Annotated in this window: 22 protein-coding genes and 1 other annotated feature; of the genes, 21 read left to right on the forward strand and 1 reads right to left on the reverse strand. The window is 43.9% G+C overall.

Annotation, left to right across the window (positions count from 1 at the left end; all coding sequences use genetic code 11):
* Positions 1–15 precede the first annotated feature (15 nt).
* Positions 16–90 (forward strand) — a sequence feature (ribosomal protein L21 leader region).
* A 14-nt stretch (positions 91–104) separates the two neighbouring features.
* From rplU to ACR65F_RS05400, 15 genes are all read left to right on the forward strand, one after another.
* A complete protein-coding gene (gene rplU, locus ACR65F_RS05330) occupies positions 105–413 on the forward strand; it encodes a 50S ribosomal protein L21 (RefSeq protein ID WP_025783522.1) in 309 nt (102 codons plus the stop codon).
* Between the two features lie 6 nt (positions 414–419).
* Positions 420–746 carry a ribosomal-processing cysteine protease Prp gene (locus ACR65F_RS05335; protein WP_440503544.1) on the forward strand — a complete coding sequence of 109 codons (327 nt, stop codon included), beginning with the start codon at positions 420–422 and terminating at the stop codon, positions 744–746.
* Positions 747–761: 15 nt separating this feature from the next.
* Positions 762–1,052, forward strand: a complete 291-nt coding sequence (gene rpmA / locus ACR65F_RS05340; protein ID WP_025783524.1) for a 50S ribosomal protein L27 — start codon at positions 762–764, stop codon at positions 1,050–1,052.
* A gap of 193 nt (positions 1,053–1,245) precedes the next feature.
* Positions 1,246–1,770, forward strand: coding sequence for a Spo0B domain-containing protein (locus tag ACR65F_RS05345; RefSeq protein ID WP_440503545.1), 525 nt, complete (start codon positions 1,246–1,248; stop codon positions 1,768–1,770).
* Positions 1,771–1,781: 11 nt separating this feature from the next.
* On the forward strand, positions 1,782–3,074 hold the full coding sequence (obgE, locus tag ACR65F_RS05350) for a GTPase ObgE (protein WP_039043025.1): 1,293 nt from the start codon (positions 1,782–1,784) through the stop codon (positions 3,072–3,074).
* Positions 3,075–3,109: 35 nt separating this feature from the next.
* Entirely contained in the window at positions 3,110–3,565 is a 456-nt protein-coding gene (locus ACR65F_RS05355; RefSeq protein WP_039043024.1) for an ACT domain-containing protein, read from the forward strand.
* A gap of 15 nt (positions 3,566–3,580) precedes the next feature.
* On the forward strand, positions 3,581–4,465 hold the full coding sequence (pheA, locus tag ACR65F_RS05360) for a prephenate dehydratase (RefSeq protein ID WP_440503546.1): 885 nt from the start codon (positions 3,581–3,583) through the stop codon (positions 4,463–4,465).
* 140 nt (positions 4,466–4,605) lie between these two features.
* Complete coding sequence (locus ACR65F_RS05365) at positions 4,606–5,718, forward strand: LysM peptidoglycan-binding domain-containing protein (RefSeq protein WP_440503547.1); 1,113 nt, start codon at positions 4,606–4,608, stop codon at positions 5,716–5,718.
* Positions 5,719–5,724: 6 nt separating this feature from the next.
* Positions 5,725–6,612, forward strand: coding sequence for an aminoglycoside phosphotransferase family protein (locus ACR65F_RS05370; protein ID WP_052245868.1), 888 nt, complete (start codon positions 5,725–5,727; stop codon positions 6,610–6,612).
* A 114-nt stretch (positions 6,613–6,726) separates the two neighbouring features.
* A complete protein-coding gene (gene ruvA, locus ACR65F_RS05375; RefSeq protein WP_039043022.1) occupies positions 6,727–7,335 on the forward strand; it encodes a Holliday junction branch migration protein RuvA in 609 nt (202 codons plus the stop codon).
* Between the two features lie 43 nt (positions 7,336–7,378).
* Positions 7,379–8,383 (forward strand): Holliday junction branch migration DNA helicase RuvB, encoded by a 1,005-nt coding sequence (gene ruvB, locus ACR65F_RS05380; protein ID WP_039043021.1) that lies wholly within the window; start codon positions 7,379–7,381, stop codon positions 8,381–8,383.
* 28 nt (positions 8,384–8,411) lie between these two features.
* The gene (gene queA / locus ACR65F_RS05385) at positions 8,412–9,464 is read left to right on the forward strand and encodes a tRNA preQ1(34) S-adenosylmethionine ribosyltransferase-isomerase QueA (protein WP_039043020.1); all 1,053 of its coding nucleotides are present in this window, start codon (positions 8,412–8,414) and stop codon (positions 9,462–9,464) included.
* Entirely contained in the window at positions 9,464–10,603 is a 1,140-nt protein-coding gene (tgt, locus tag ACR65F_RS05390) for a tRNA guanosine(34) transglycosylase Tgt (RefSeq protein ID WP_039043019.1), read from the forward strand. The genes queA and tgt overlap by 1 nt, the downstream gene beginning before the upstream one ends.
* Positions 10,604–10,639: 36 nt before the next feature.
* The gene (gene yajC / locus ACR65F_RS05395) at positions 10,640–10,915 is read left to right on the forward strand and encodes a preprotein translocase subunit YajC (RefSeq protein WP_039043018.1); all 276 of its coding nucleotides are present in this window, start codon (positions 10,640–10,642) and stop codon (positions 10,913–10,915) included.
* A 113-nt stretch (positions 10,916–11,028) separates the two neighbouring features.
* A complete protein-coding gene (locus ACR65F_RS05400; protein ID WP_440503548.1) occupies positions 11,029–11,670 on the forward strand; it encodes a DUF421 domain-containing protein in 642 nt (213 codons plus the stop codon).
* On the opposite strand, the gene ACR65F_RS05405 is transcribed toward ACR65F_RS05400, so the two are convergent.
* On the reverse strand, positions 11,661–13,181 hold the full coding sequence (locus ACR65F_RS05405; RefSeq protein ID WP_039043075.1) for a putative polysaccharide biosynthesis protein: 1,521 nt from the start codon (positions 13,179–13,181) through the stop codon (positions 11,661–11,663). The two genes, ACR65F_RS05400 and ACR65F_RS05405, sit on opposite strands and share 10 nt — an antisense overlap.
* Before the next feature lie 100 nt (positions 13,182–13,281).
* On the opposite strand from ACR65F_RS05405, the gene ACR65F_RS05410 reads away from it, so the two are divergent.
* The 6 genes from ACR65F_RS05410 (at position 13,282) to ACR65F_RS05435 (ending at position 21,821) form a co-directional block, all read left to right on the forward strand.
* On the forward strand, positions 13,282–13,599 hold the full coding sequence (locus tag ACR65F_RS05410; protein WP_039043016.1) for a post-transcriptional regulator: 318 nt from the start codon (positions 13,282–13,284) through the stop codon (positions 13,597–13,599).
* Between the two features lie 118 nt (positions 13,600–13,717).
* A complete protein-coding gene (secDF, locus tag ACR65F_RS05415) occupies positions 13,718–15,994 on the forward strand; it encodes a protein translocase subunit SecDF (RefSeq protein ID WP_440503549.1) in 2,277 nt (758 codons plus the stop codon).
* A gap of 130 nt (positions 15,995–16,124) precedes the next feature.
* Positions 16,125–16,469, forward strand: a complete 345-nt coding sequence (locus ACR65F_RS05420; protein WP_440503550.1) for a LapA family protein — start codon at positions 16,125–16,127, stop codon at positions 16,467–16,469.
* A gap of 105 nt (positions 16,470–16,574) precedes the next feature.
* Positions 16,575–18,926, forward strand: coding sequence for a single-stranded-DNA-specific exonuclease RecJ (gene recJ / locus ACR65F_RS05425; protein WP_440503551.1), 2,352 nt, complete (start codon positions 16,575–16,577; stop codon positions 18,924–18,926).
* A complete protein-coding gene (locus ACR65F_RS05430; protein WP_039043012.1) occupies positions 18,917–19,429 on the forward strand; it encodes an adenine phosphoribosyltransferase in 513 nt (170 codons plus the stop codon). Before recJ ends, ACR65F_RS05430 begins: the two co-directional genes overlap by 10 nt.
* Positions 19,430–19,622: 193 nt before the next feature.
* A complete protein-coding gene (locus ACR65F_RS05435) occupies positions 19,623–21,821 on the forward strand; it encodes a RelA/SpoT family protein (protein WP_125101505.1) in 2,199 nt (732 codons plus the stop codon).
* The last annotated feature ends 14 nt before the right edge of the window (positions 21,822–21,835 follow it).

Below are 21,835 nucleotides of genomic sequence, written 5' to 3' on the forward strand. Positions count from 1 at the left end.
TATGTTTGTAGCGCACCCGTGCTGCAACCGCACTGAACCAGGTACAAGTATCCGTATGGATCACCTGGGAAGGCGAGTCTAAGACTATTTGAGGAGGTGCAAGTATGTACGCAATTATTGAAACTGGTGGAAAGCAAATCAAAGTTGAGCAAGGTCAGGAGATCTTCATCGAGAAATTGGTGGGAGAAGCTGATGAGGCTGTAACATTTGACAAAGTTCTTTTTGTAGGTGGAGATGACGTGAAAGTTGGCGCTCCATTCGTGGAAGGTGCTTCTGTAACTGCGAAAATCGTTAAACAGGGCAAAGGCAAAAAAATCACTGTCTTCAAATACAAGCCGAAAAAGAACTACAGCAGAAAACAGGGTCATCGTCAGCCTTATACTAAGGTTGTTATCGAAGGCATCAACCTGTAAGCTGTTATGATTCAAATCACCGTACAGGAACAAGCATCTGGTCGTATCAACTCTTTTGAGATGAGCGGACATGCCGATTACGCAGAACATGGGAAAGACTTAGTGTGTGCAGCTGCATCTGCCGTGTCATTTGGCGCAGTAAATGCAATTATTACACTCACTGGAATCACACCAGCGATCCAACAAGGTGAAGATGGTGGATACCTGAAAGTCATTCTACCGGAGACGGAAGATGATCATGATCAGCAAGTGATTATGCGTGCGATGATTGTTTCGATGCAGACGATTGAACAAGACTATGCGCAGTTTATAAAAATAACCTTTACCAAGTAGGAGGTGGAACACATGTTGTTACGTTTGGATCTTCAGTTTTTCGCATCGAAAAAAGGGGTAGGTTCTACAAAGAACGGTCGTGACTCCGAATCGAAACGTCTTGGCGCTAAGCGTGCCGATGGACAATTCGTTTCTGGTGGTTCTATTCTTTACCGCCAGCGCGGAACGAAAATTCACCCAGGTGAAAACGTAGGTCGCGGAGGCGACGATACTCTTTTCGCTAAAGTTGACGGCGTTGTACGCTTCGAGCGTTTTGGCCGCGACAAGAAAAAAGTAAGTGTGTACCCTGCAGTGCAGGAAGCATAAGAATTGAATCCAAAAAGGACTGCACGCGCCAAGTGTGCAGTCCTTTTTTTATTTTTAAAATCTGGATACCAATTAGTATCATCCCAGTTTTCACTTATATAGGCAATCAACAATGATTCACCCAAACTTTTTGACGAACAACACCCCCATAATGCTATACTGTAAAGAACGAAACTGCAGGCGGTGAAGAATTTTGAAAAAATCGGAGTTGACTGTCCGGGATGCGATGAAATTCGCCCGACATGACTTTTTAAATGAGCTACAGCTCATCCTCATGCACATGGACCTCAATAATGTCCCCGAAGCACGGCGCAAACTTCTGGATGCTACAGAACGCATGCGTATTGACTCCCAAATAAGTGGACTGGACATGCCCGCACTTGAAACGTGGCTATTAACTTTTGACTGGAACTACATAGCGTTCAGCAAAGTCTTAAAAACATCAATCGTTCCTAGAAAATCTGACCGAAAAGCAGACGATCAGGCGATTGTTGAAGTATTGGACGACATATGCCAGCAACTTGTAAACGGCGCAGACCCTTACGCGGACTGTGTGGTCAACATTTTAGTGACGACCACCGGTGACGAGTGGGAAGTCTCACTTTCGCTTCCCGGACAAACAGCGCCGATTGTATGGAATGATGTATATGAGAAAGACTGGACAGCAAAGCTGTCTGTAGATAATGAGTATTGGACGTTCACATTCCGTGGACAATAGGAGGAAATTACATGTTTGTCGATCAGGTAAAAGTTTACGTTAAAGGTGGAGACGGCGGCGATGGAATCGTTGCGTTCCGCCGTGAAAAATATATAGCATTTGGCGGTCCGGCAGGCGGCGATGGCGGCAATGGTGGAGACGTTATCTTCGTCGTAGATGAGGGATTGCGTACATTGATGGATTTCCGTTATCAGCGTCATTTTAAAGCTCCGCGCGGGGAGCATGGAGCCAACAAAAACCAGCATGGCCGTCGAGGTACGAGTATGGTAATCAAAGTTCCGCCTGGTACAGTTGTGACAGATGTAGAAACAAAAGAAATTATCGCGGATTTAGTGGAAGATGGACAAACTGCAGTGATTGCACGCGGAGGACGCGGGGGACGCGGGAACAGCCGTTATGTGACACCGCAAAACACGGCGCCTGAGCTATCCGAAAAAGGAGAACCGGGTGTAGAACGTGACATCATGCTTGAACTGAAAGTACTCGCTGATGTTGGCCTTGTTGGATTCCCAAGTGTCGGTAAATCTACGCTTCTATCTGTCCTATCTGCTGCCAAGCCTAAAATCGCTGATTATCATTTCACGACACTCGTTCCGAACTTGGGGCTTGTTGAAACAGATGATCACCGGACATTTGTCATGGCGGATCTGCCAGGACTTATTGAAGGTGCCCACGAAGGAGTAGGACTTGGACATCAGTTTTTACGTCATATTGAGCGGACTCGTGTCATTGTGCACGTTATTGATATGTCAGGTTTAGAAGGCAGAGATCCATTTGAAGACTTCGAAACGATTAACGCAGAGCTCGAGCAATATAACATGCGTCTAATGGAGCGTCCTCAAATTATTGTGGCAAACAAAATGGACATGCCGGATTCAGAAGAAAACTTACAGGCATTTAAAGAAAAACTTGGAGAAACGGAACACAAAATCTTCCCAATCTCAGCCATTACACGCACTGGATTAGATTCACTATTGTTTGCGATTGCAGACCTGCTTGAAGTGACGTCAGAATTCCCAATGCATGAAGTGGAAGAAACAGAAGAAGAGCACTCTGTTCTTTATAAATACGAACCAGAAACACCTGATTTCAAAATTACACGCGATGACGATGGGGCTTACGTATTGTCCGGATATGGTATCGAGCGATTATTCAAGATGACCGATTTCAACTTCGACCAATCTGTCCGTAAATTTGGCCGTCAAATGCGAGGCATGGGTGTTGATGATGCACTTCGTGAACGCGGTGCGGTAAACGGAGACATCGTTCGTCTTCTTGACTTCGAGTTTGAATTTATTGAGTAATGAAGAGCCGGCTGACGGCTGCAGGGGGATTGACGATGAAGCAGTTGGGTGAAGACCAATTCTATTTGGTGCGGGAAGATGTCCTGACGGAGTCGATGCAAAAAATGCTTGAAGCGAAGCGTCTTCTCGTATCAGGGGAAGCGGCAACGATTCAAGAAGCGACTACTCGTGTTGGATTATCACGAAGCGCCTTTTATAAGTACAAAGATGCAGTATACCCATTTGAAGCGATCGCGCGTGAACGGGTACTGACGGTATTCATCCAATTGGAAGACTTGAAAGGTTCACTTGCGGTTTTGTTGGAGCTTATTTCAACATCCCACTGTAATGTGTTGACGATTCACCAAACCATACCCGTACAAGGGCGGGCGAACATTACGTTGTCGCTGGACGTAACTGAGATGAACCTCTCCATGGAGGCGTTCATCCACAAGCTGAATGGGCCGAGTTTTGTGGATTCGGTTCATTTGGTCAGTTCGGGCGCATTGTGAGAGGAGAACTAGTCGATGAAACATGAATCTTTAAAACCGAGTGTTGCTTATTTAGGACCTGAAGCATCTTTCACGCATATTGCGGCTACAGACTTCTTTGGTAAGGATGGACTGATGCCGTTTCCATCGATTCCAGATTGCATAGAAGCGGTGACGGATGGACGAGTAGCCTATGCGATTGTACCGCTCGAAAATGCGTTGGAAGGATCCGTTCCGTTAACGATTGACTACTTGTTTCATGGGAGTGATTTGTTCATTAATGCTGAACTCTCCACACCTATTCAACAGCATCTGATGGTGCATCCAAAACAGGCTGACGCAGTGGAATCACTTTCGTCGATACACTCTCATCCTCATGCGCTCGCGCAATGTCATAAATACTTGCAATATCACTTTAGAAGAGTTCCGCTCATGCAGACGTCTTCGACAGCAGCTGCTGCGAAGTATGTGTCTGAGCATCCGGAACTACCGATTGCGGCGATTGGAAATCAGCTCGCTGCAGATACATATGGACTCCATATTGCTGAAGAATCAATCCACGATTTCCATTTCAACCACACCCGGTTTGTTGTCCTATCATTACGTAAAGAAACGTTAGCTTATGAAGGGGCAGGAATTCCAAAAACCACCCTTATGATTAAGTTGCCGGAAGATGATCAGCCTGGTATGCTTCATCAAATTTTATCGGTGTTTTCATGGCGTAAGTTAAATTTAAGTAAAATTGAGTCCCGTCCATTGAAAACGGGTCTAGGAAATTACTTTTTTATCATAGACGTTGCAGAAACGGAAAATCATCCGATGATGAAGGGTGCAATGGAAGAACTCAAAGCACTTCGTTGTGATGTGTCGTCGTTTGGATCTTATAGTACGTATAATCAAAAAATACCTGCCGGAAAGTAATCGGCAGGTATTTTTTTGTTGAAGTACTATTTACCTCTCCTAATTCGTATAGTTGAAAGAGAAGGTGCCGGACAATGTGCATGGTCACATATCCGGGCACCCGTTCATATGATGAGTCGATGGAAGGGGGACTTTACAGAGTGAATGTCCATATCGTTGTAAAAGGTGACACGCTTTGGAAAATAGCGCGTCAATATGGAATTTCGTTTGAAGAATTGAAAAAGGTGAATGCACATTTAGCCAATCCTGACTATATTGTGCCCGGCATGAAAATTTTTCTTCCCGAGGGGAAGGGGACTAAGCATCCTGAAAAGCAGGGGGGGAAGGAAAAACATCCTCAACATTATGAGAAGCCGATGAAACCAGCACCGCCGGCACCGCCAGTACCTCCGATACCAAAGCCGACGCCACCTGCACAGAAGCCAATGCCAAAGCCACCTGCACAGAAACCGTTGCCAACGCCACCACCAGCACCGCCGCCAAAACCTGCACCAAAGCCAGAGGTGAAACCACAACCGAAACCTGAAGTGAAGCCACAACCGATGCCGAAACCACCACCTCCACCACCAAAGCCGGAAGTGAAACCGATGCCGAAACCGGAACCTCCGAGCTGCGAAGCACCACCAGTACCACCAATGCCGCCAATGCAGCCACAACCGATGGTCCACCCGATGTTCATTGGCATTCCGTGTGGTTGGATGCCGATTTACGATGCGGACTGTCATCCATGCGCGCATCCGATGCAACATCATATGCATCAGCCGATGGCACCACCGATGATGCCGCAGGTACCTGTACAGCCACCATTATGGAACATGCAACCAGAAACATCGGAGTGCAAAGATGAATCACCAATTATGGCTGGTCAAGGACCAGGAGTGTCACCGAATCATTGCGACAGTATGAAAATGTGGGAAACTCCGAACGTTCAAATGCCGAATATCGAGTCATCTACTTTTGACTTATCACCACCTGCGTACTGTCCGCCTGAACAAGGATATGTCCCACAACAGATGCCGCAACAAGGATATACACAGCAGTACCCGAACAATCAGCAAGTTCCGATGCAAGGCATTCAAGCTGCACAACATCCACAATACATGCATCTATGCTCGTCTTGTGGTTCAAACATGTCGCCAACTCCATATTACGGGATGCCGATGATGGGAATACATCCTTATTATGGTGGCTATCAGCAAATGGGTTATCCGCAGCAAGGAAACTATGGGCAAAACCAAATGGGTTCGTATTGATCGACCGTGGAAGTTGAAAAGAAATTTTCTCGCATTAAAGAAAATGTATGGCGATTAGAAGAAGAGGGAAAAGAATATTCGGTAAAGCGCTATGCGGATGTTCGAGATGCCATCAAAATCAGGAAAATACATGAACTGTTGCAAACAGTGGAATATCCATTTTGTGCACCAATTACGACCAAAGGAAATGCGCACATTGTCGTCCAGCCATGGATAACGGATGCTATCCCAGTGGATTTTACAAAACAATCTGATCGGAGGGCTTCCTTGACAGCATTGGATGCCCTCCACGAGACTGAATCTGTTGTGGACTGGGAATCTCTTCCGTTTTTACAAACGTACACATTGTTGGATAAATGGAGTTGGCGACTGGAGAGGTTTCTCAACAAACGCCATACAATCGTTCCTTTTTTAGGGGAAGAGACCTTTGATAGTATTGAGCGGTATAGCGAGCAAGCTCTTGCACGTTTAGTCACCTCAACTGCTCGAGAAGCGCCCCATACGCTTCTTCACGGAGATGTGGTGCATCACAATCTATTGAAAACCTCGGAGGGGACTGTATCCTTAATAGACTTTGATTTAGCATGCACTGGTCATCCCGACGTAGAAATTGCATTATGGCTGCATCGAGTTCTTCCAAAGGTCGATTACAATGCGACGTTATTGTTTGATGAAGAACCTAGATTGCAAGTTCTTGGCCAGCAGGCAATTGCCATGCTTCAGTATCCAAATGAGATGCTGCGTGAGTGGTCGTATTTGACGACACTTCCTGAAGAACGTCAAAAGACCTTAGCCAAGCAACTCATTCCATTTACTGAACAGGCATTGAATCGATGGCCGGAACTCTGTCAGTTTTCAAACAATTTACTTGAACACGATCGCTATTTCCCATAAGGACTGCCCAAGTCGTATGTTATACGTCTGGCAGTTCTTTTTGGTGATTAGACTGCGCTGTATTTCACGTTGATGTGGTATACTTGAAGATAAGACTCTAGGGGGTAAGTGGCATTGTATGATTACATAAAAGGGTTCGTTACCCGAGTGACACCAGAATATATTACGATTGAAAATGGAGGAATCGGTTATCAAGTGTTAACACCGAATCCATACGCATTTCATGTGACGGAAACAGAGCAACAGATCTTCATTCACCACCATGTGCGGGAAGATGCTCAGTTGCTTATGGGTTTTCTATCATTAGAGCAAAGAGAACTATTTAGAAAACTGATCACGGTATCAGGAATCGGTCCAAAAGGGGCACTTGCCATACTTTCAAGTGGTATTCCATCACAAGTGATCAGCGCAATCGAGCGTGAAGACGAGTCGTTCCTTGTTCAGTTCCCAGGTGTCGGTAAGAAGACAGCTCGCCAAATGATTTTGGATTTGAAAGGCAAATTGGTGGATCTCTTCACGGAGTTGGACATGCCAGAAGATGATGGCAATACACTATTCACTCTCACAGAAAACGGAGCACTTGAAGAAGCGATGCTTGCACTTGAAGCGCTAGGTTATTCAGCAAGAGAAATAGCGAAAGTGAAAAAAGCGCTCGAGAAAGAAGAGTTATCGACAGAAGGATATATGAAGAGAGCATTGCAATTATTACTTAAACAGCAGTAAGAAGTCCGTGTTCTTTGCGCACGGTTGAAAAGGAGGGAGAACAATGGATTCACGCGTACTTTCAAGTGAACTTTCGGATTTTGATGAAGGATTTGAACAATCACTGCGCCCGCAACTGTTAGCGCATTATATAGGACAAGATAAAGTGAAGGACAATTTGTCAATTTTCATCGAGGCCGCTCGGGGACGAAGCGAAAGTTTGGACCACGTGCTATTATATGGGCCACCAGGGCTAGGGAAGACAACGCTCGCTGCTGTTATTGCGAATGAGATGGGCGTCAACCTTCGCATGACGAGCGGTCCAGCGATTGAACGTCCCGGTGATTTGGCGGCAGTCGTTTCTTCACTGGAGCCAGGGGATGTATTATTTATCGATGAAATTCATCGGTTGAATCGATCGATTGAGGAAGTACTGTACCCTGCTATGGAAGACTTTTGTCTCGATATCGTCGTTGGAAAAGGGCCATCTGCAAAATCGATACGTCTGGACTTGCCCCCGTTTACATTGATTGGGGCAACAACACGTGCCGGATCACTTTCTGCCCCGCTTCGGGATCGGTTCGGCGTTCCGTTACGTCTTGAATACTATGACATTGACCCGCTACAGGAAATTGTCATTAGAAGTGCAGGGTTGTTTGATGTGAAGATCGAGGACCAGGCGGCTGTAGAAATTGCACGCAGGTCAAGAGGGACCCCGCGTATTTCAAATCGTCTACTTCGTAGGGTGCGAGACTATGCGCAAGTGCGTGGCAATGGTACAATTTCTCTCGACATCGCAAAAGAAGCACTGGAAATGCTTCAAGTGGATTCCCATGGACTTGACCACATCGACCATAAGTTATTGACTGGTATGATTGAACGCTTCCGAGGTGGGCCAGTTGGATTGGAGACCCTTGCAGCAAGTATCGGGGAAGAGTCGGTCACACTTGAAGACGTCTACGAACCCTATCTATTGCAGATCGGGTTCATTCAACGGACCCCACGTGGAAGAATTGCGACACACTTGGCGTATGAACACTTTGGGTATCCACTGCCCGAGCAACGCTGACTTTACGACATTAAGGAGATTAGATGGAATGGATGTACATGATTTTGACTTTGACTTACCACAACGGTTAATAGCACAAACACCACTCGCGGATAGAACTGCCAGTAGGATGCTTGTGTTGAATAGTGAAACAGGAGAAGTTGCACATAAACACTTTCGTGCAATTGTCGATGAACTAGAAGCAGGCGATATGCTTGTGCTGAATGACACGAAGGTGCTACCAGCGCGATTGATTGGCGTGAAAGAAGAAACCGGAGCTTCTATCGAAGTATTATTACTGAAAGAAACCGGTGACAATGAATGGGAAACACTCGTCAAGCCTGCGAAACGAGTGAAGCCTGGGACGGTCATTACGTTTGGTGACGGTCGTTTGACTGCAGAGTGTATCGGTGTTGCCGATCAAGGCGGCCGCACGTTTAAGTTTACGTATGAAGGTATTTTCTATGAGCTACTGGATGCTCTTGGAAAAATGCCATTGCCACCGTATATTACGGAATCACTAGATGACCAATCACGCTATCAAACCGTGTTTGCAAAAGAGCGTGGTTCTGCAGCAGCCCCAACTGCTGGATTGCATTTTACGGAAGAAATTTTAGATGAACTACGAGCTAAAGGCGTTGGTGTAGAATTCATCACCTTACACGTAGGTCTCGGAACATTCCGTCCGGTTAGCGTCGATTCGATAGAAGATCACGAAATGCATGCAGAGTACTACCAAGTGACCGAGGCAACGGCTACTGCTATTAATCGTACGAAAGAAGCAGGAGGACGCGTGATTGCAGTTGGTACAACGTCTACGCGTACGCTTGAAACGATTGCGAGCGAAAATGATGGCAAGATTGTCGCTGGTTCGGGATGGACATCCATCTTCATCTTCCCGGGCTATGAATTTAAAGGGGTAGATGGGCTCATCACGAACTTCCACTTGCCGAAATCGACACTAGTCATGCTTGTGTCCGCCCTTTCCACTCGAGATTATATTTTAAATGCCTATCACCAGGCGATCGATGAAGAATATCGATTCTTCAGTTTCGGAGATGCGATGTTCATCCGACCGTCAAGAAAGAAGGAGAACGAATAATGCCAGCAGTTACGTACGAACATATTAAAACATGTAAACAAACAGGTGCACGCCTTGGAATTGTGCATACGCCGCACGGCTCTTTCGAAACCCCGACATTCATGCCTGTTGGAACGATGGCGACTGTGAAAACCATGTCTCCTGAAGAGTTGAAAGAAATCGGTTCTGGAATCATTTTGAGTAATACGTATCACTTATGGCTTCGTCCGGGTCATGAAATTATCCGTGAAGCAGGCGGACTTCATAAATTCATGAACTGGGATCGTCCGATATTAACGGATTCGGGCGGATTCCAAGTATTTTCTTTGAGTGATATGCGTAAAATCGAAGAAGAGGGTGTTCACTTCAGACACCATTTGAACGGCAGTAAGCTTTTCCTAAGTCCTGAAAAGGCAATGGATATCCAAAATGCTCTCGGGTCGGACATTATGATGGCGTTTGATGAATGCCCGCCTTTCCCAGCAACTTATGAGTATATGAAAGCGAGTGTTGAGCGTACTTCCCGTTGGGCAGAACGCTGCCTAAATGCGCATCAACGTCCTAACGATCAAGGTCTGTTCGGAATTGTACAAGGTGGAGAATTTGAAGAACTGCGTAAACAAAGTGCGAAAGATCTAACGTCACTTGACTTCCCAGGTTATGCGATTGGTGGACTATCTGTTGGTGAACCAAAGGACATTATGAACCGTGTGCTTGAATTCACAACACCGTTACTGCCTGCTGACAAGCCCCGTTACTTAATGGGAGTCGGCTCACCGGATTCACTAATTGACGGAGCGATCCGTGGAGTGGATATGTTCGACTGCGTATTGCCAACGCGAATTGCTCGTAATGGTACGTTAATGACTAGTAACGGACGCGTTGTCATCAAGAACGCAAAATATGAAAAAGACTTTGGTCCAATCGATGAAAATTGCGACTGTCATACATGTAAAAACTATAGTCGCGCATACGTTCGTCACCTAATTAAATGTAATGAAACTTTTGGTCTGCGACTCGCGTCATATCATAACCTGTACTTTTTGCTCAATTTAATGGAGCAAGTACGGGATGCAATCCGGAATGATCGTCTCGGCGATTTCCGTGAAGAGTTTTTCGAACAATATGGTTTCAACAAACCAAATGCAAAAAACTTTTAATTCTTGTATACTAGTTTAAGTAGGGGGGGATTTTAGATGAGTGCAACTTTAGTAAATTTGCTGCCGTTCGTAGCGATGATCGCAATTATGTGGTTTTTGCTGATTCGTCCAGCACAAAAACGTCAGAAAGCAACAAAAGAAATGCAGACAAGCTTGAAGCGTGGAGATGGTGTCGTGACAATCGGTGGATTACACGGTACAATTGACGCGGTCGACGAAACTTCTGTATTTTTGAAAACTGCAGACGGCGCTGTATTGCAATTCGATCGTCAAGCTGTCGGTCGAGTTACAGATAGCTCAACCGCTATTTAATACTGAAATTGAAGAGACCTGCCAGGTTTATGGGCAGGTCTCTTTTTATGCCTTTATCCGTTTAAGCGACAGCACTTGTGGGCAAGCTACGAACGATAAAGGAGGATGTAGTCATGCATGATTTAGTTATTATCGGGTTTCGCACATTACTTCTGTATGCGCTTATTGTTCTCATCCTTCGATTGATGGGAAAGAGAGAAGTCGGTGAATTAAGTGTTATTGATATTGTCGTTTTTGTCATTATCGCTGAAGTGGCAGCATTTGCACTCGACTCTCCAGACGAAAAGCTCATTAACTCCATTCTTCCCATGTTCGTTTTGCTGATCATTCAGTTTGTGTCGTCTTATATTTCGTTGAAAAACAAGAAATTCCGAGACATTGTTGACGGTGATACAACTGTAATTATTCGAGATGGGCATATATTAGAAGAAGAGATGCGAAAACAACGTTATAATTTAGATGACTTGTTCCAGCAATTACGTGAAAAAGAAATCGGTTCGGTATTCGAAGTAGCATACGCGTATCTTGAACCGTCGGGTAACTTAGCGGTATTCAAATACGGAGACACCGCACCTGTTCTTCCTCTCATTTCAGATGGATATATCGATGCCCGACACCTGGAAATCCAGCACAAAACTGAAGAATGGTTAGTAGCAGAGCTTCGTAAAAAAGGTATAGAGGATCCGCAGCAAGTTTTTTACTGTTCGTATGAAAATGGAGAACTAAAAGTCCAATTGAAGCAAGCTTATTTGTGACGAGCAAATAATTTGTTGAAGTGACGGATGTCATCTCGCTTCAACTGTCCAGTGAAAAATAGAACGATTGTGAGAAAAATCACGGTGATTCCACAATCGATCCAAAGACCATAATTGCCAGTTGGTATAAAGATCGGACGCATGATTGCAGTCATTATGAATGAAGCATATGGAAGTGCAAACATTGTAAAACCGGTGTCGGTCTTTCTGTTTTTTCTTAACGTTGCAATATGTAGGAACGAGGTAATTAGAACACCGAATCCAATTGCTAAAATAGCCCCAGTTTCTTGAAGACCTGGTTGTGAAGCAAGTACAAACATGACAACCAACTTAGCGATTCCACCGTAGACAGAGTTCATCATAGCCGCTTTCGCTTCATTTGTTGCTTGCAAAATGGAAAACAAAGGACTTTGAATGTAATAAAAGAAAAAAATTGGGGCAAGTATTACCATATACGATGCCCCTTTTGTAATATGAAAGAGTGTTTCTGCCATTTCTTTACCGTGAATGAAAAATACTGCGGCTGCAAACGCGCCTGTTAGGGCAGAAAGCCGAAGAGATAAATGAATACGTTCTCGAAGCTTACTAATATTTCCTGATGCGGAAGCACCGCTTACTGCGGGAATGAGCACAACAGACAGCGCATAAGAGATGAATGATGGGAATAGCAGCAATGGAATCAGTACCCCTGAAATAACACCATAGAGCGAAGTCGCAGCAGCCGCTGTAATTCCCGATACAGCAAGAGCGCGTAAAAAGATGATCGGTTCTAAAAACCATGTAAACGTCCCGAATAATCGACTTCCTGAGGAAGGTAGTGCAACAGAAAATAATGGTTGAAGCGGATAATGACCATCCCTATCGCGCGTAGCAGGGGTATTTTTTTTGTGTTTTTTATATTTAAGCCATAAATAGAATACCGAACCTGCCTCTGCAAGTAATGTAATTAACATAGCGATTGCAGCATTCAGTGGAGCATTTCCATCGACTAAGAAGTAAGGAAGTAGCCAAGTGATGAGTATAATCCGGATGAATTGTTCAATGATTTGCGACCATGCTGTCTCTTCCAGACGAGCGATTCCTTGAAAAAAACCACGAATCATTCCACCGATAGCAGCTATCGGTATAATTGCAATACCTACATAAAGTGTCGTGGATGTGGCAGAATTGCCAAGTAACGTTCCTGATAGATAAGGAACGAATAATACCGAAAGCGGAATGAAGATAAAAGCCGTGCACAGTGTTATGAATGTGGACGTTCTCATTACTTGTGAAAAACGAGCAGTTTCACCTTTAGCTTTCAGTTCGGCTATGACTTTTGCAATTGCAATCGGTATCCCTAACTGAACGAGCGATAAGAAAAAGATGAATGCCGGGAATGCAGTCATATAAATGCCTACTGCTTCTTCACCAGCAACCCGCATAAATTGAATACGATAGACAAAACCTAGTAGTTTTGTCATGAAAACGGCAATCATCAAGATTACTGTACCGCGAATAAATGAAGACAATGAAAACAACTCCTTCTCAAGTCCAACCAATTCATATACACTATTAGTATGCGGAAACATGTACATTTACAACTCTCTATTAAAGAAGGGATGAACGTGAGTGGATATCAAATACGAACAATTGTTTGACCATGTCCGCCCTGCAATTGAAAGTAAGATGAACGAATTCCATTTTTACGGGTATTCAACTGTGACAGAAAAGGATATTTGGAAATACTGCGTTCAAAAAAAGTGGCGAAAGCGAAATATCAGTGAGATGAGGACGTATGAGCTGATCAATGATGTTATGGAACTCACACCAGCAGAATACATGACCTACACACAAATTGAAGAGCAGCGGGGGTCTGATTGGTTTTCAGATTTGAATAGCGATGAGTTACAACTCTTACTTTCACCTAAGAAGAATTCAGAAAATTAGGTTGTGGAACGAATAGCATTTGACACAAGAGACTCTCTGTCTCATAATTGTTGTGTTGATGTTTCTTTCGTACATAACATAGTAATACCGCTTCACATATAGAGGGGGAAAATGGATCATGAAGAAAAGAGGACGGCTGGTCGCCTTTTTATTGTTGCTCGTCATTTTTGCAGCTACAATCGGCAGTACAGCGAACCCAATTTTAAAAAATGTGAAATTAGGTCTGGATTTACAAGGTGGATTTGAAGTCTTGTATGAAGTTCAGCAACTGAAAACAGGAGATAATAAGCAGAAAATCACTGAAGACGTCGTCGCTGATACTGCGAAAGCACTTCGCAACCGGATTGACGTACTTGGTGTCAGTGAACCAAGTATTCAAATTGAATCGAACAATCGAATCCGCGTTCAGCTAGCTGGTGTTGACGACCAGAAGAAGGCACGTGAATTACTTTCGACCCAAGCGAATTTAACGTTCCGTGATGCGGATGATAAATTATTGCTTGACGGGGACGACTTGAAAGCAGGTAAAGCGAAGGCAAACTTTGGTGAAGGCGGCAATCCAGTCGTTACACTAGAGATGAAAGACCCTTCGAAGTTTGCTCAAGTGACAACGGAAGTCGCTGCAAAAGCGCCTGAAAACGTCATGGTCATCTGGCTCGACTTCGAAGAAGGTAAAGATTCTTATAAAGAAGAAATGAAAAAACCGGATCCTCGTTTCATCTCAGCACCTTCCGTACGTCAAACTATCAACTCTTCGGATGTTGAGATTTCCGGTAGTTTCACAGTTGACGAGACAAAGGATCTTGCAGGTATCTTGAACGCAGGGGCACTCCCGGTTCATCTTGAAGAGATGTACTCGACATCTGTCGGTGCACAATTTGGTGAGCAAGCGCTTGACAAAACGATAACTGCTGGTATTATCGGCGTTTCGTTAATCTTCCTCTTTATGCTCGTGTACTACCGTATTCCAGGGGTTGTAGCAGTCATTACACTTTCTGTATACATTTTCTTGATCATGGTAGTCTTCACACTCATTAATGGTGTGCTAACATTGCCAGGTATTGCCGCATTGCTACTAGGGGTCGGTATGGCTGTTGATGCGAACATCCTAACCTATGAGCGAATAAAAGAAGAACTACGTGTTGGTAGTTCCGTAAAGACCGCTTTCTCTCGTGGTGCCAAAGAGTCCTTCACTGCGATTTTAGATGCCAACATTACAACGCTACTTGCAGCAGTCGTATTGTTCATCTTCGGGACAAGCTCGGTTAAAGGTTTTGCAACAATGCTCATAATCAGTATCGCTGTCAGCTTCATAACAGCTGTATGGGGTGCTCGTTTGCTTCTTGGATTGCTTGTTCATAGCGGTTACTTTGACGGGAAAACAAGCTGGTTCGGAATTTCTCCGAAACGGGTTCACCCTGCAGAAGAAAACGTAGATACGCTCGAATTGACTACGAAGTTTGACCGTTTCGACTTTGTGCATAGCCGTAAGCGATTCTACACACTTTCAATTGTATTATTGATTGTAGGTGCGATTATCCTAGGAATCTTCAAATTGAACTTAGGAATTGACTTCTCAAGTGGTACACGCGCTGAAATTCTCTCAGAGAGTGCGATAACGAAAGATGAAATCAGTACGTACTTGGAAGACATCGGTTATCCAACAGAAGATATCGTCATCTCTGGAGACAAAAGCAATATTGGTGTTGCTCGATTCAAAGAAGAGTTCAGCCAAGAAGAAGTGAGCGACATTAAGACTCAAGTTGCTGAAAAATATGGTTCTGAACCAAATATTTCAACAGTATCAGATAAAGTCGGAAAAGAATTAGCAAAAAATGCGATCTATGCATTGATGCTAGCGGCGATTGGGATCATTATCTACGTCGCATTCCGTTTTGAATGGCGGATGGGTGTATCAGCCATTATAGGGCTGCTTCACGATGCATTCTTCATGATTGCAATCTTTAGTATTTTGCGTTTGGAAGTGGACATCACTTTCATCGCGGCAGTACTGACGATTGTCGGGTATTCTATCAACGACACAATTGTCACGTTTGACCGAATTCGTGAGAACCTTCATAAAATCGGTCACTTGGACAACGAGAATGACTTGGCAAATATCATCAACAAATCACTTCGCCAAACACTCGGCCGTTCTGTGAATACCGTATTGACTGTACTTATAGTCGTCGTTGCGCTTATTGCATTAGGCGCTGAAGCGATTCGACCATTCTCAATCGCATTGCTGATTGGTCTCATCGCAGGTACGTATTCATCAATCTACATTTCCGCTCAAATCTGGTTCGACCTGAAAAAGCGTGAAATCAAGAAACACGGTAAACTTAAAACGGTCAAAGAAAAGAAACAATGGGGATCAGACGAACCAATCGTTTAATACGTTTCAACGATTCCTTTAACAGGTATACTCAGGTATACCTGTTTTTTTATGTTTATTTACGTGCATTGCTGGTGAGAGAAATCTTTATTACTCATATTCCAGCTTTTAACTAAAGGAGGAAGCAAAAATGAAATCCCAATGGATGCTCGTAATCGGATTATTATTTGCAATCATCATTGCAGTTTTCGCGGTATTCAATGTCGATAAAGTTCCAGTCGACTATGTATTTGGAGAAGCCCACTGGCCACTCGTTCTAGTCATTCTTGGTTCTGCGCTACTCGGCGCACTCGCAAGCGGACTCTTTGCAGTCTTTAAATCTGTCAGGACCAGACGTGAAGTGAAGGTTCTGCAAAGACAAATCACCGAGAAAGAAAGTACGATTGCCAACCAACAAAACGAAATAGCGATGCTGCAAAAATCACCAGAACTCGCAACCGAAGTAATGGGTGATCAGTATGATGCCAAAAAGTAATACAACAAGCGTCTTTGCGATTAATGCAAAGACGTTTTTCTTTCGGATACAATCCTTTCAGAAATCATCTACAGCCGGTATAATAGCCATAAGGAAGTGAATGCATTGATTAAGTCAAACAAAAATTGGAAGATACATAGACCCGACGAAGCTGTAGTTGAAAGATTGATGAAGGAATTGAAACTGCCATCGCTTCATGCGAAAATTTTAGCATCTCGTGGGTTTAAAGATCCTGAATCAGTCAAAAAGTTTCTAATGACAGATGCAACCGTTCTTCATGATCCATTTCTCTTATATGATATGGACAAAGCAGTGGCGAGAATTCAAGCAGCTGTAGAAAACGGTGAACATATTGTCGTATACGGTGACTACGATGCCGATGGTGTAACCAGTGTTTCGGTCCTAACAACGGCGTTAGAAAGAATTGGAGCGGATGTATCCTTTGTCATCCCCAATCGATTTGAACACGGCTACGGGCCAAACAGCGAGCTGTTCCAAGATATCGCGGATCTTGGCGCGTCCCTCATCATTACAGTGGATAATGGCATTTCTGGAATTGATCAAACCGCTTTTGCAAAATCGATCGGACTCGATATCATCATCACGGATCACCACGAAATCGGAGAAACCTTACCTCAGGCAGATGCTATCATTCATCCAAGACATCCTGAAGGAAATTACCCATTTGGTGAGCTTGCAGGCGTTGGCGTTGCGTTCAAACTAGCAACGGCGCTTCTCGATGAGGCACCGCTCGATCTACTCGAATTTGTTGCAATCGGAACAGTAGCAGACTTAGTTCCTCTATTGGATGAAAATCGGTATTTCGTAAAAGAAGGCATCCGACGTCTTCGTATGTCGAGTCGCCCTGGGATACAGGCTTTGGCGAAAATCGGTGGAACAGAACAGCGACAATTCACGGAGGAGACGCTCGGCTTCATGGTCGGACCACGACTCAATGCACCTGGTCGTTTAGGAGATGCAGATCCTGCTGTCGAGCTATTGAAAGCAGAAGAAAGTGATATAGCAACTGGAATCGCAAACGAACTGGACCGCCTCAACAAAGAGCGACAAGCCCTCGTCAATGGGATTTCAGAAGAAGCGCTCACAATGATTGAAGAACATTACGGCTCAGCCATCCCGCATGTATTTGTTTTAGCTAAGGAAGGGTGGAATCCGGGTGTTATCGGAATCGTCGCTTCCCGGTTGACCGAGAAATTCCATCGACCTTCAATTGTCCTTTCGATTGACCCAATTGCTGAAACTGCAAAAGGATCTGCACGTAGTATCGAAGGATTTGACCTTTACCAAGAGCTCTCGAAGAACAAAGAACTCCTTCCACACTTCGGTGGGCATGCAATGGCTGCTGGTATGACGCTTGCCCTAGCGGATGTGGATGCTCTACGAGACCGGTTGAATGAACAAGCAGGACAAGTGTTAACAGATGAACAGCTCATCGCTACTGTTCAAATTGACGTCCCACTGACGATCGATGAAATTGAAGTGGACGTATTGGAATCTTTGGAACAGCTACGCCCATTTGGTATGGCCTTCCCGAAACCAATGTATATGATTGAACAGATAACAGTCGGTTCTATTAGGAAAATTGGTTCTGCGAAAAATCATTTGAAATTGGAATTAGAAGATGGTGCGAGTAAATTGGATGCGATCAGCTTTGGTTCTGGAGAACTTGCAGATGAAATGACACACGGCATGTCACTAATGGTGACAGGGGATTTGCAAGTGAATGAGTGGAACAATTTTAAAAAGCCGCAAATCTTACTTCAAGATATCCGTTCTGATGAGCGTCAAGTGTTCGATTTGAGAGGAATCCGGGATCCGCTTCGTTGGATTCATACAATCCCTAAGGAAAATGCTCTCTATATTGCTTTCCAACCTCAGACGAAAACTCACTTTTTACCGATTCTTCAAGGAAGAGAAATCACGTTGTACGAGGAGCGTCAGGTAGATGGAACGATAGAACACGTTGTTCTACTTGACATGCCGGAACAACAAGACCAGCTCGAGTCGTTACTGAGTGAGTACAATCCAGGCCGAATATATGCTCATTTCTATGCACCGGATTCAAGATATTTTGAGGGCATACCGGATCGAACAGAGTTTGGATGGTACTTCAGCTTTTTGAAAAAACGGAGTACATTCGATTTATCCGCACAAGCAGAGCAGCTAGCGAAACACAAAGGTTGGAAATTAGATACAATTTATTTCATGTCGAAAGTGTTTTTTGATTTAGGATTTGTTAAGATAGAGAATGGTGTAGTTTATATTGAACCAACAGCAGGCAAGAGGGATCTTGCCGATGCACCTGCTTATCAAGAACGGAAAAGACAGATTGAAATGGAAGAACGGATGTTGTATGCTCCTTACCATGAACTTAAGCAATGGTTTCAAAAGGTGCATCAGGAGATAGCCGTCAAGGAGGAAACAGTATGGACTTGAAACAATTCGTTACAGTAGTTCCCGATTATCCGAAAAAAGGGATTAGCTTTAAAGATATTACAACGATCATGGATAATGGAGAAGCTTACAAGTATGCGACAGACCAAATCGTAGAGTATGCAAAAGAAATGGGTGCTGAACTTATTGTTGGACCTGAAGCACGAGGTTTCATCATCGGATGTCCAGTTGCTTATGCACTGGAAATCGGTTTTGCACCGGTTCGTAAACCAGGAAAATTACCTCGCGAAACGATTGCAGTCAACTACGATTTAGAATACGGTGTGGACCAATTAACAATCCATAAAGATGCCATCAAACCAGGACAGCGTGTTCTCATTGTGGACGACCTTCTGGCTACAGGCGGAACAGTTGGAGCTACGGTTGAACTCGTTGAAAAGCTAGGCGGCGTTGTGGCAGGATGTGCGTTCCTGATCGAACTTACTTACCTGGATGGTCGTCGGAAATTAGAAAACCATAATGTCATTTCCCTAATGAAATACTGATTTCTTTCTCCTCCGCATTTTTCGCGGGGGAGTTTTTGTATTTCTTTAATAGAAATGGAGCAAAATCAGGTTTAGACATGCTTTCGACACAGTGATGAAACTCCGTGAATTCATTTCTTTACAAATCTTCTATTTTCGCCATACAATAGAGGTATGTTTATTTTTTCGGAAATTGCTTGAAAGAGGTGAGAGAATGGCTAAAAATCAAGATTTAACGGCAGAAGATATATTTGAACTTGTCGGTTCCTATATGAATAACGAACACGTCGCATTTGTCGAAAAAGCGTACGAAGCTGCAAAGAGAGCGCATGAAGGTCAGTTCAGAAGTTCTGGAGAACCTTACATTCTCCATCCTGTGCAAGTAGCTGGAATTCTTGCAGAACTTCAGATGGATCCTTCGACAGTAGCTGCAGGCTTTTTGCATGACGTTGTAGAAGATACTGAAATTGGAAGAGATGACATCGTACGAGACTTCGGTGAAGAAGTCGCAATGCTTGTCGACGGGGTCACCAAACTCGAGAAATTGAAGTTTAAAACGAATGAAGAAAAACAAGCGGAAAATCACCGGAAGATGTTTATCGCAATGGCTCAAGATATTCGGGTCATTCTTATTAAACTGGCGGATCGTTTGCATAATATGAGGACGTTAAAGTATGTGAAAGAAGAAAAACAACGTCGAATCTCTGCGGAAACACTTGAAATATTTGCACCGCTAGCGCATCGACTCGGAATATCTGCGATTAAATGGGAGCTTGAAGACATTGCCCTTCGCTATTTAAACCCTCAGCAATATTACCGCATCGTCAACCTCATGAAACAAAAGCGCGTGGAACGTGAAAACTATTTGAAAAATGTTATGGAACAAATTAATAGTGAAATTGGGACAATGGACATTCACGCAGAATTGTCGGGCAGACCTAAACATTTGTACTCCATTTATCGGAAAATGGTCTTGCAGAAAAAAGAATTCAACGAAATTTATGATTTACTAGCAGTTCGTATTGTCGTGAAAAGCATTAAAGACTGTTATGCAGTACTTGGTATCATTCATACACTTTGGAAACCGATGCCTGGTCGCTTCAAAGACTATATTGCGATGCCAAAGCAAAATTTGTACCAATCGTTGCATACAACTGTTGTTGGACCTGCGGGTGATCCTCTTGAAGTACAGATCCGTACGGATGAGATGCACAAAATTGCTGAATTCGGGGTTGCTGCACATTGGGCGTATAAAGAGGGAATCACTGCCGATCACCCCGATACGATCGACTCTAAGTTGACATGGTTCCGTGAAATATTAGAAATGCAAAATGAGTCTTCAAACGCAGAAGAGTTCATGGAGTCATTGAAATTCGATCTATTCTCGGACATGGTCTACGTATTCACACCTGAAGGGGACGTCGTCGAACTTCCTAAGGGCTCCATTCCAATCGACTTTGCCTATCGTGTCCATTCTGAAGTCGGGAATCGTACAATCGGTGCGAAAGTGAATGGCAAAATGGTTCCGCTTGAAACCGAATTATTTACAGGTGATATTGTAGAAGTGTTAACGTCTAAACAGTCGTTTGGGCCAAGCCGTGATTGGTTAAAAATCGCCAACACATCTCAAGCACGTAACAAGATACGCCAATATTTTAAAAAGCAATTGCGTGAAGAGAACATTTACCGCGGAAAAGAATTGCTTGAAAAAGAAGTGAAACACCAAGAATACGTACTACGCGAAGTAGTAACACCAGAAAGTTTACGACGCGTTATTGATAAATTTAGTTTCACATCTGAAGAAGATATGTATGCAGCTATAGGCTCTGGCGGAATTACCGCACAGCAAGTCGTCAATCGAATGACGGACAAGATCCGTAAAGAGCGGGAACAAAAAGATACGATTGATAAGATTGTGTCTGAGATAAAGACTCAGCCACCCCCACCAATGACAGAATCAGGTGTTGTCGTCAAAGGGCTGGAAAACCTACTCATTCGCTTATCTAAATGCTGTAATCCGGTACCGGGAGATGAAATTGTCGGGTTCATCACAAAAGGTCGTGGCGTATCAGTTCACCGAGTGGATTGTCCGAATATCCATGCGGACGGTGAGCAAGAGGATCGCTTGATAGATGTCAGTTGGGCAGTTTCCGGTACTGAAAGTATCAAGAAGGAATTCCAAGTCGATATCGAAATTACAGGCTATGATCGACAAGGTCTGTTAAACGAAGTGATGATGACAGTAGTCGATACTAAAACACCGATTGTGGCGGTTTCCGGTAAAGCAGACCGTGTAAAGATTGCTCACATCAGTATGTCTATTAAAATTACAGATTTGCAACACTTACAACGAATAGTCGATAAAATTAAGCAAGTTCGAGACATCTATTCCGTTCAACGTATTATTAATTAACAAAGAGGTGTCTT

Source organism: Sporosarcina sp. SAFN-010 (assembly GCF_059415065.1).

Excerpts from the sequence above, each read along its gene's own strand:
- rplU (WP_025783522.1), top strand. The coding sequence starts at position 105 with ATGTACGCAATTATTGAAACTGGTGGAAAGCAAATCAAAGTTGAGCAA.
- pheA (WP_440503546.1), top strand. The coding sequence starts at position 3,581 with ATGAAACATGAATCTTTAAAACCGAGTGTTGCTTATTTAGGACCTGAA.
- ACR65F_RS05420 (WP_440503550.1), top strand. The coding sequence starts at position 16,125 with ATGAAATCCCAATGGATGCTCGTAATCGGATTATTATTTGCAATCATC.
- queA (WP_039043020.1), top strand. The coding sequence starts at position 8,412 with ATGGATGTACATGATTTTGACTTTGACTTACCACAACGGTTAATAGCA.
- ACR65F_RS05430 (WP_039043012.1), top strand. The coding sequence starts at position 18,917 with ATGGACTTGAAACAATTCGTTACAGTAGTTCCCGATTATCCGAAAAAA.
- secDF (WP_440503549.1), top strand. The coding sequence starts at position 13,718 with ATGAAGAAAAGAGGACGGCTGGTCGCCTTTTTATTGTTGCTCGTCATT.
- ACR65F_RS05435 (WP_125101505.1), top strand. The coding sequence starts at position 19,623 with ATGGCTAAAAATCAAGATTTAACGGCAGAAGATATATTTGAACTTGTC.
- yajC (WP_039043018.1), top strand. The coding sequence starts at position 10,640 with ATGAGTGCAACTTTAGTAAATTTGCTGCCGTTCGTAGCGATGATCGCA.
- tgt (WP_039043019.1), top strand. The coding sequence starts at position 9,464 with ATGCCAGCAGTTACGTACGAACATATTAAAACATGTAAACAAACAGGT.
- ACR65F_RS05335 (WP_440503544.1), top strand. The coding sequence starts at position 420 with ATGATTCAAATCACCGTACAGGAACAAGCATCTGGTCGTATCAACTCT.
- obgE (WP_039043025.1), top strand. The coding sequence starts at position 1,782 with ATGTTTGTCGATCAGGTAAAAGTTTACGTTAAAGGTGGAGACGGCGGC.
- ACR65F_RS05355 (WP_039043024.1), top strand. The coding sequence starts at position 3,110 with ATGAAGCAGTTGGGTGAAGACCAATTCTATTTGGTGCGGGAAGATGTC.
- ACR65F_RS05400 (WP_440503548.1), top strand. The coding sequence starts at position 11,029 with ATGCATGATTTAGTTATTATCGGGTTTCGCACATTACTTCTGTATGCG.
- ruvB (WP_039043021.1), top strand. The coding sequence starts at position 7,379 with ATGGATTCACGCGTACTTTCAAGTGAACTTTCGGATTTTGATGAAGGA.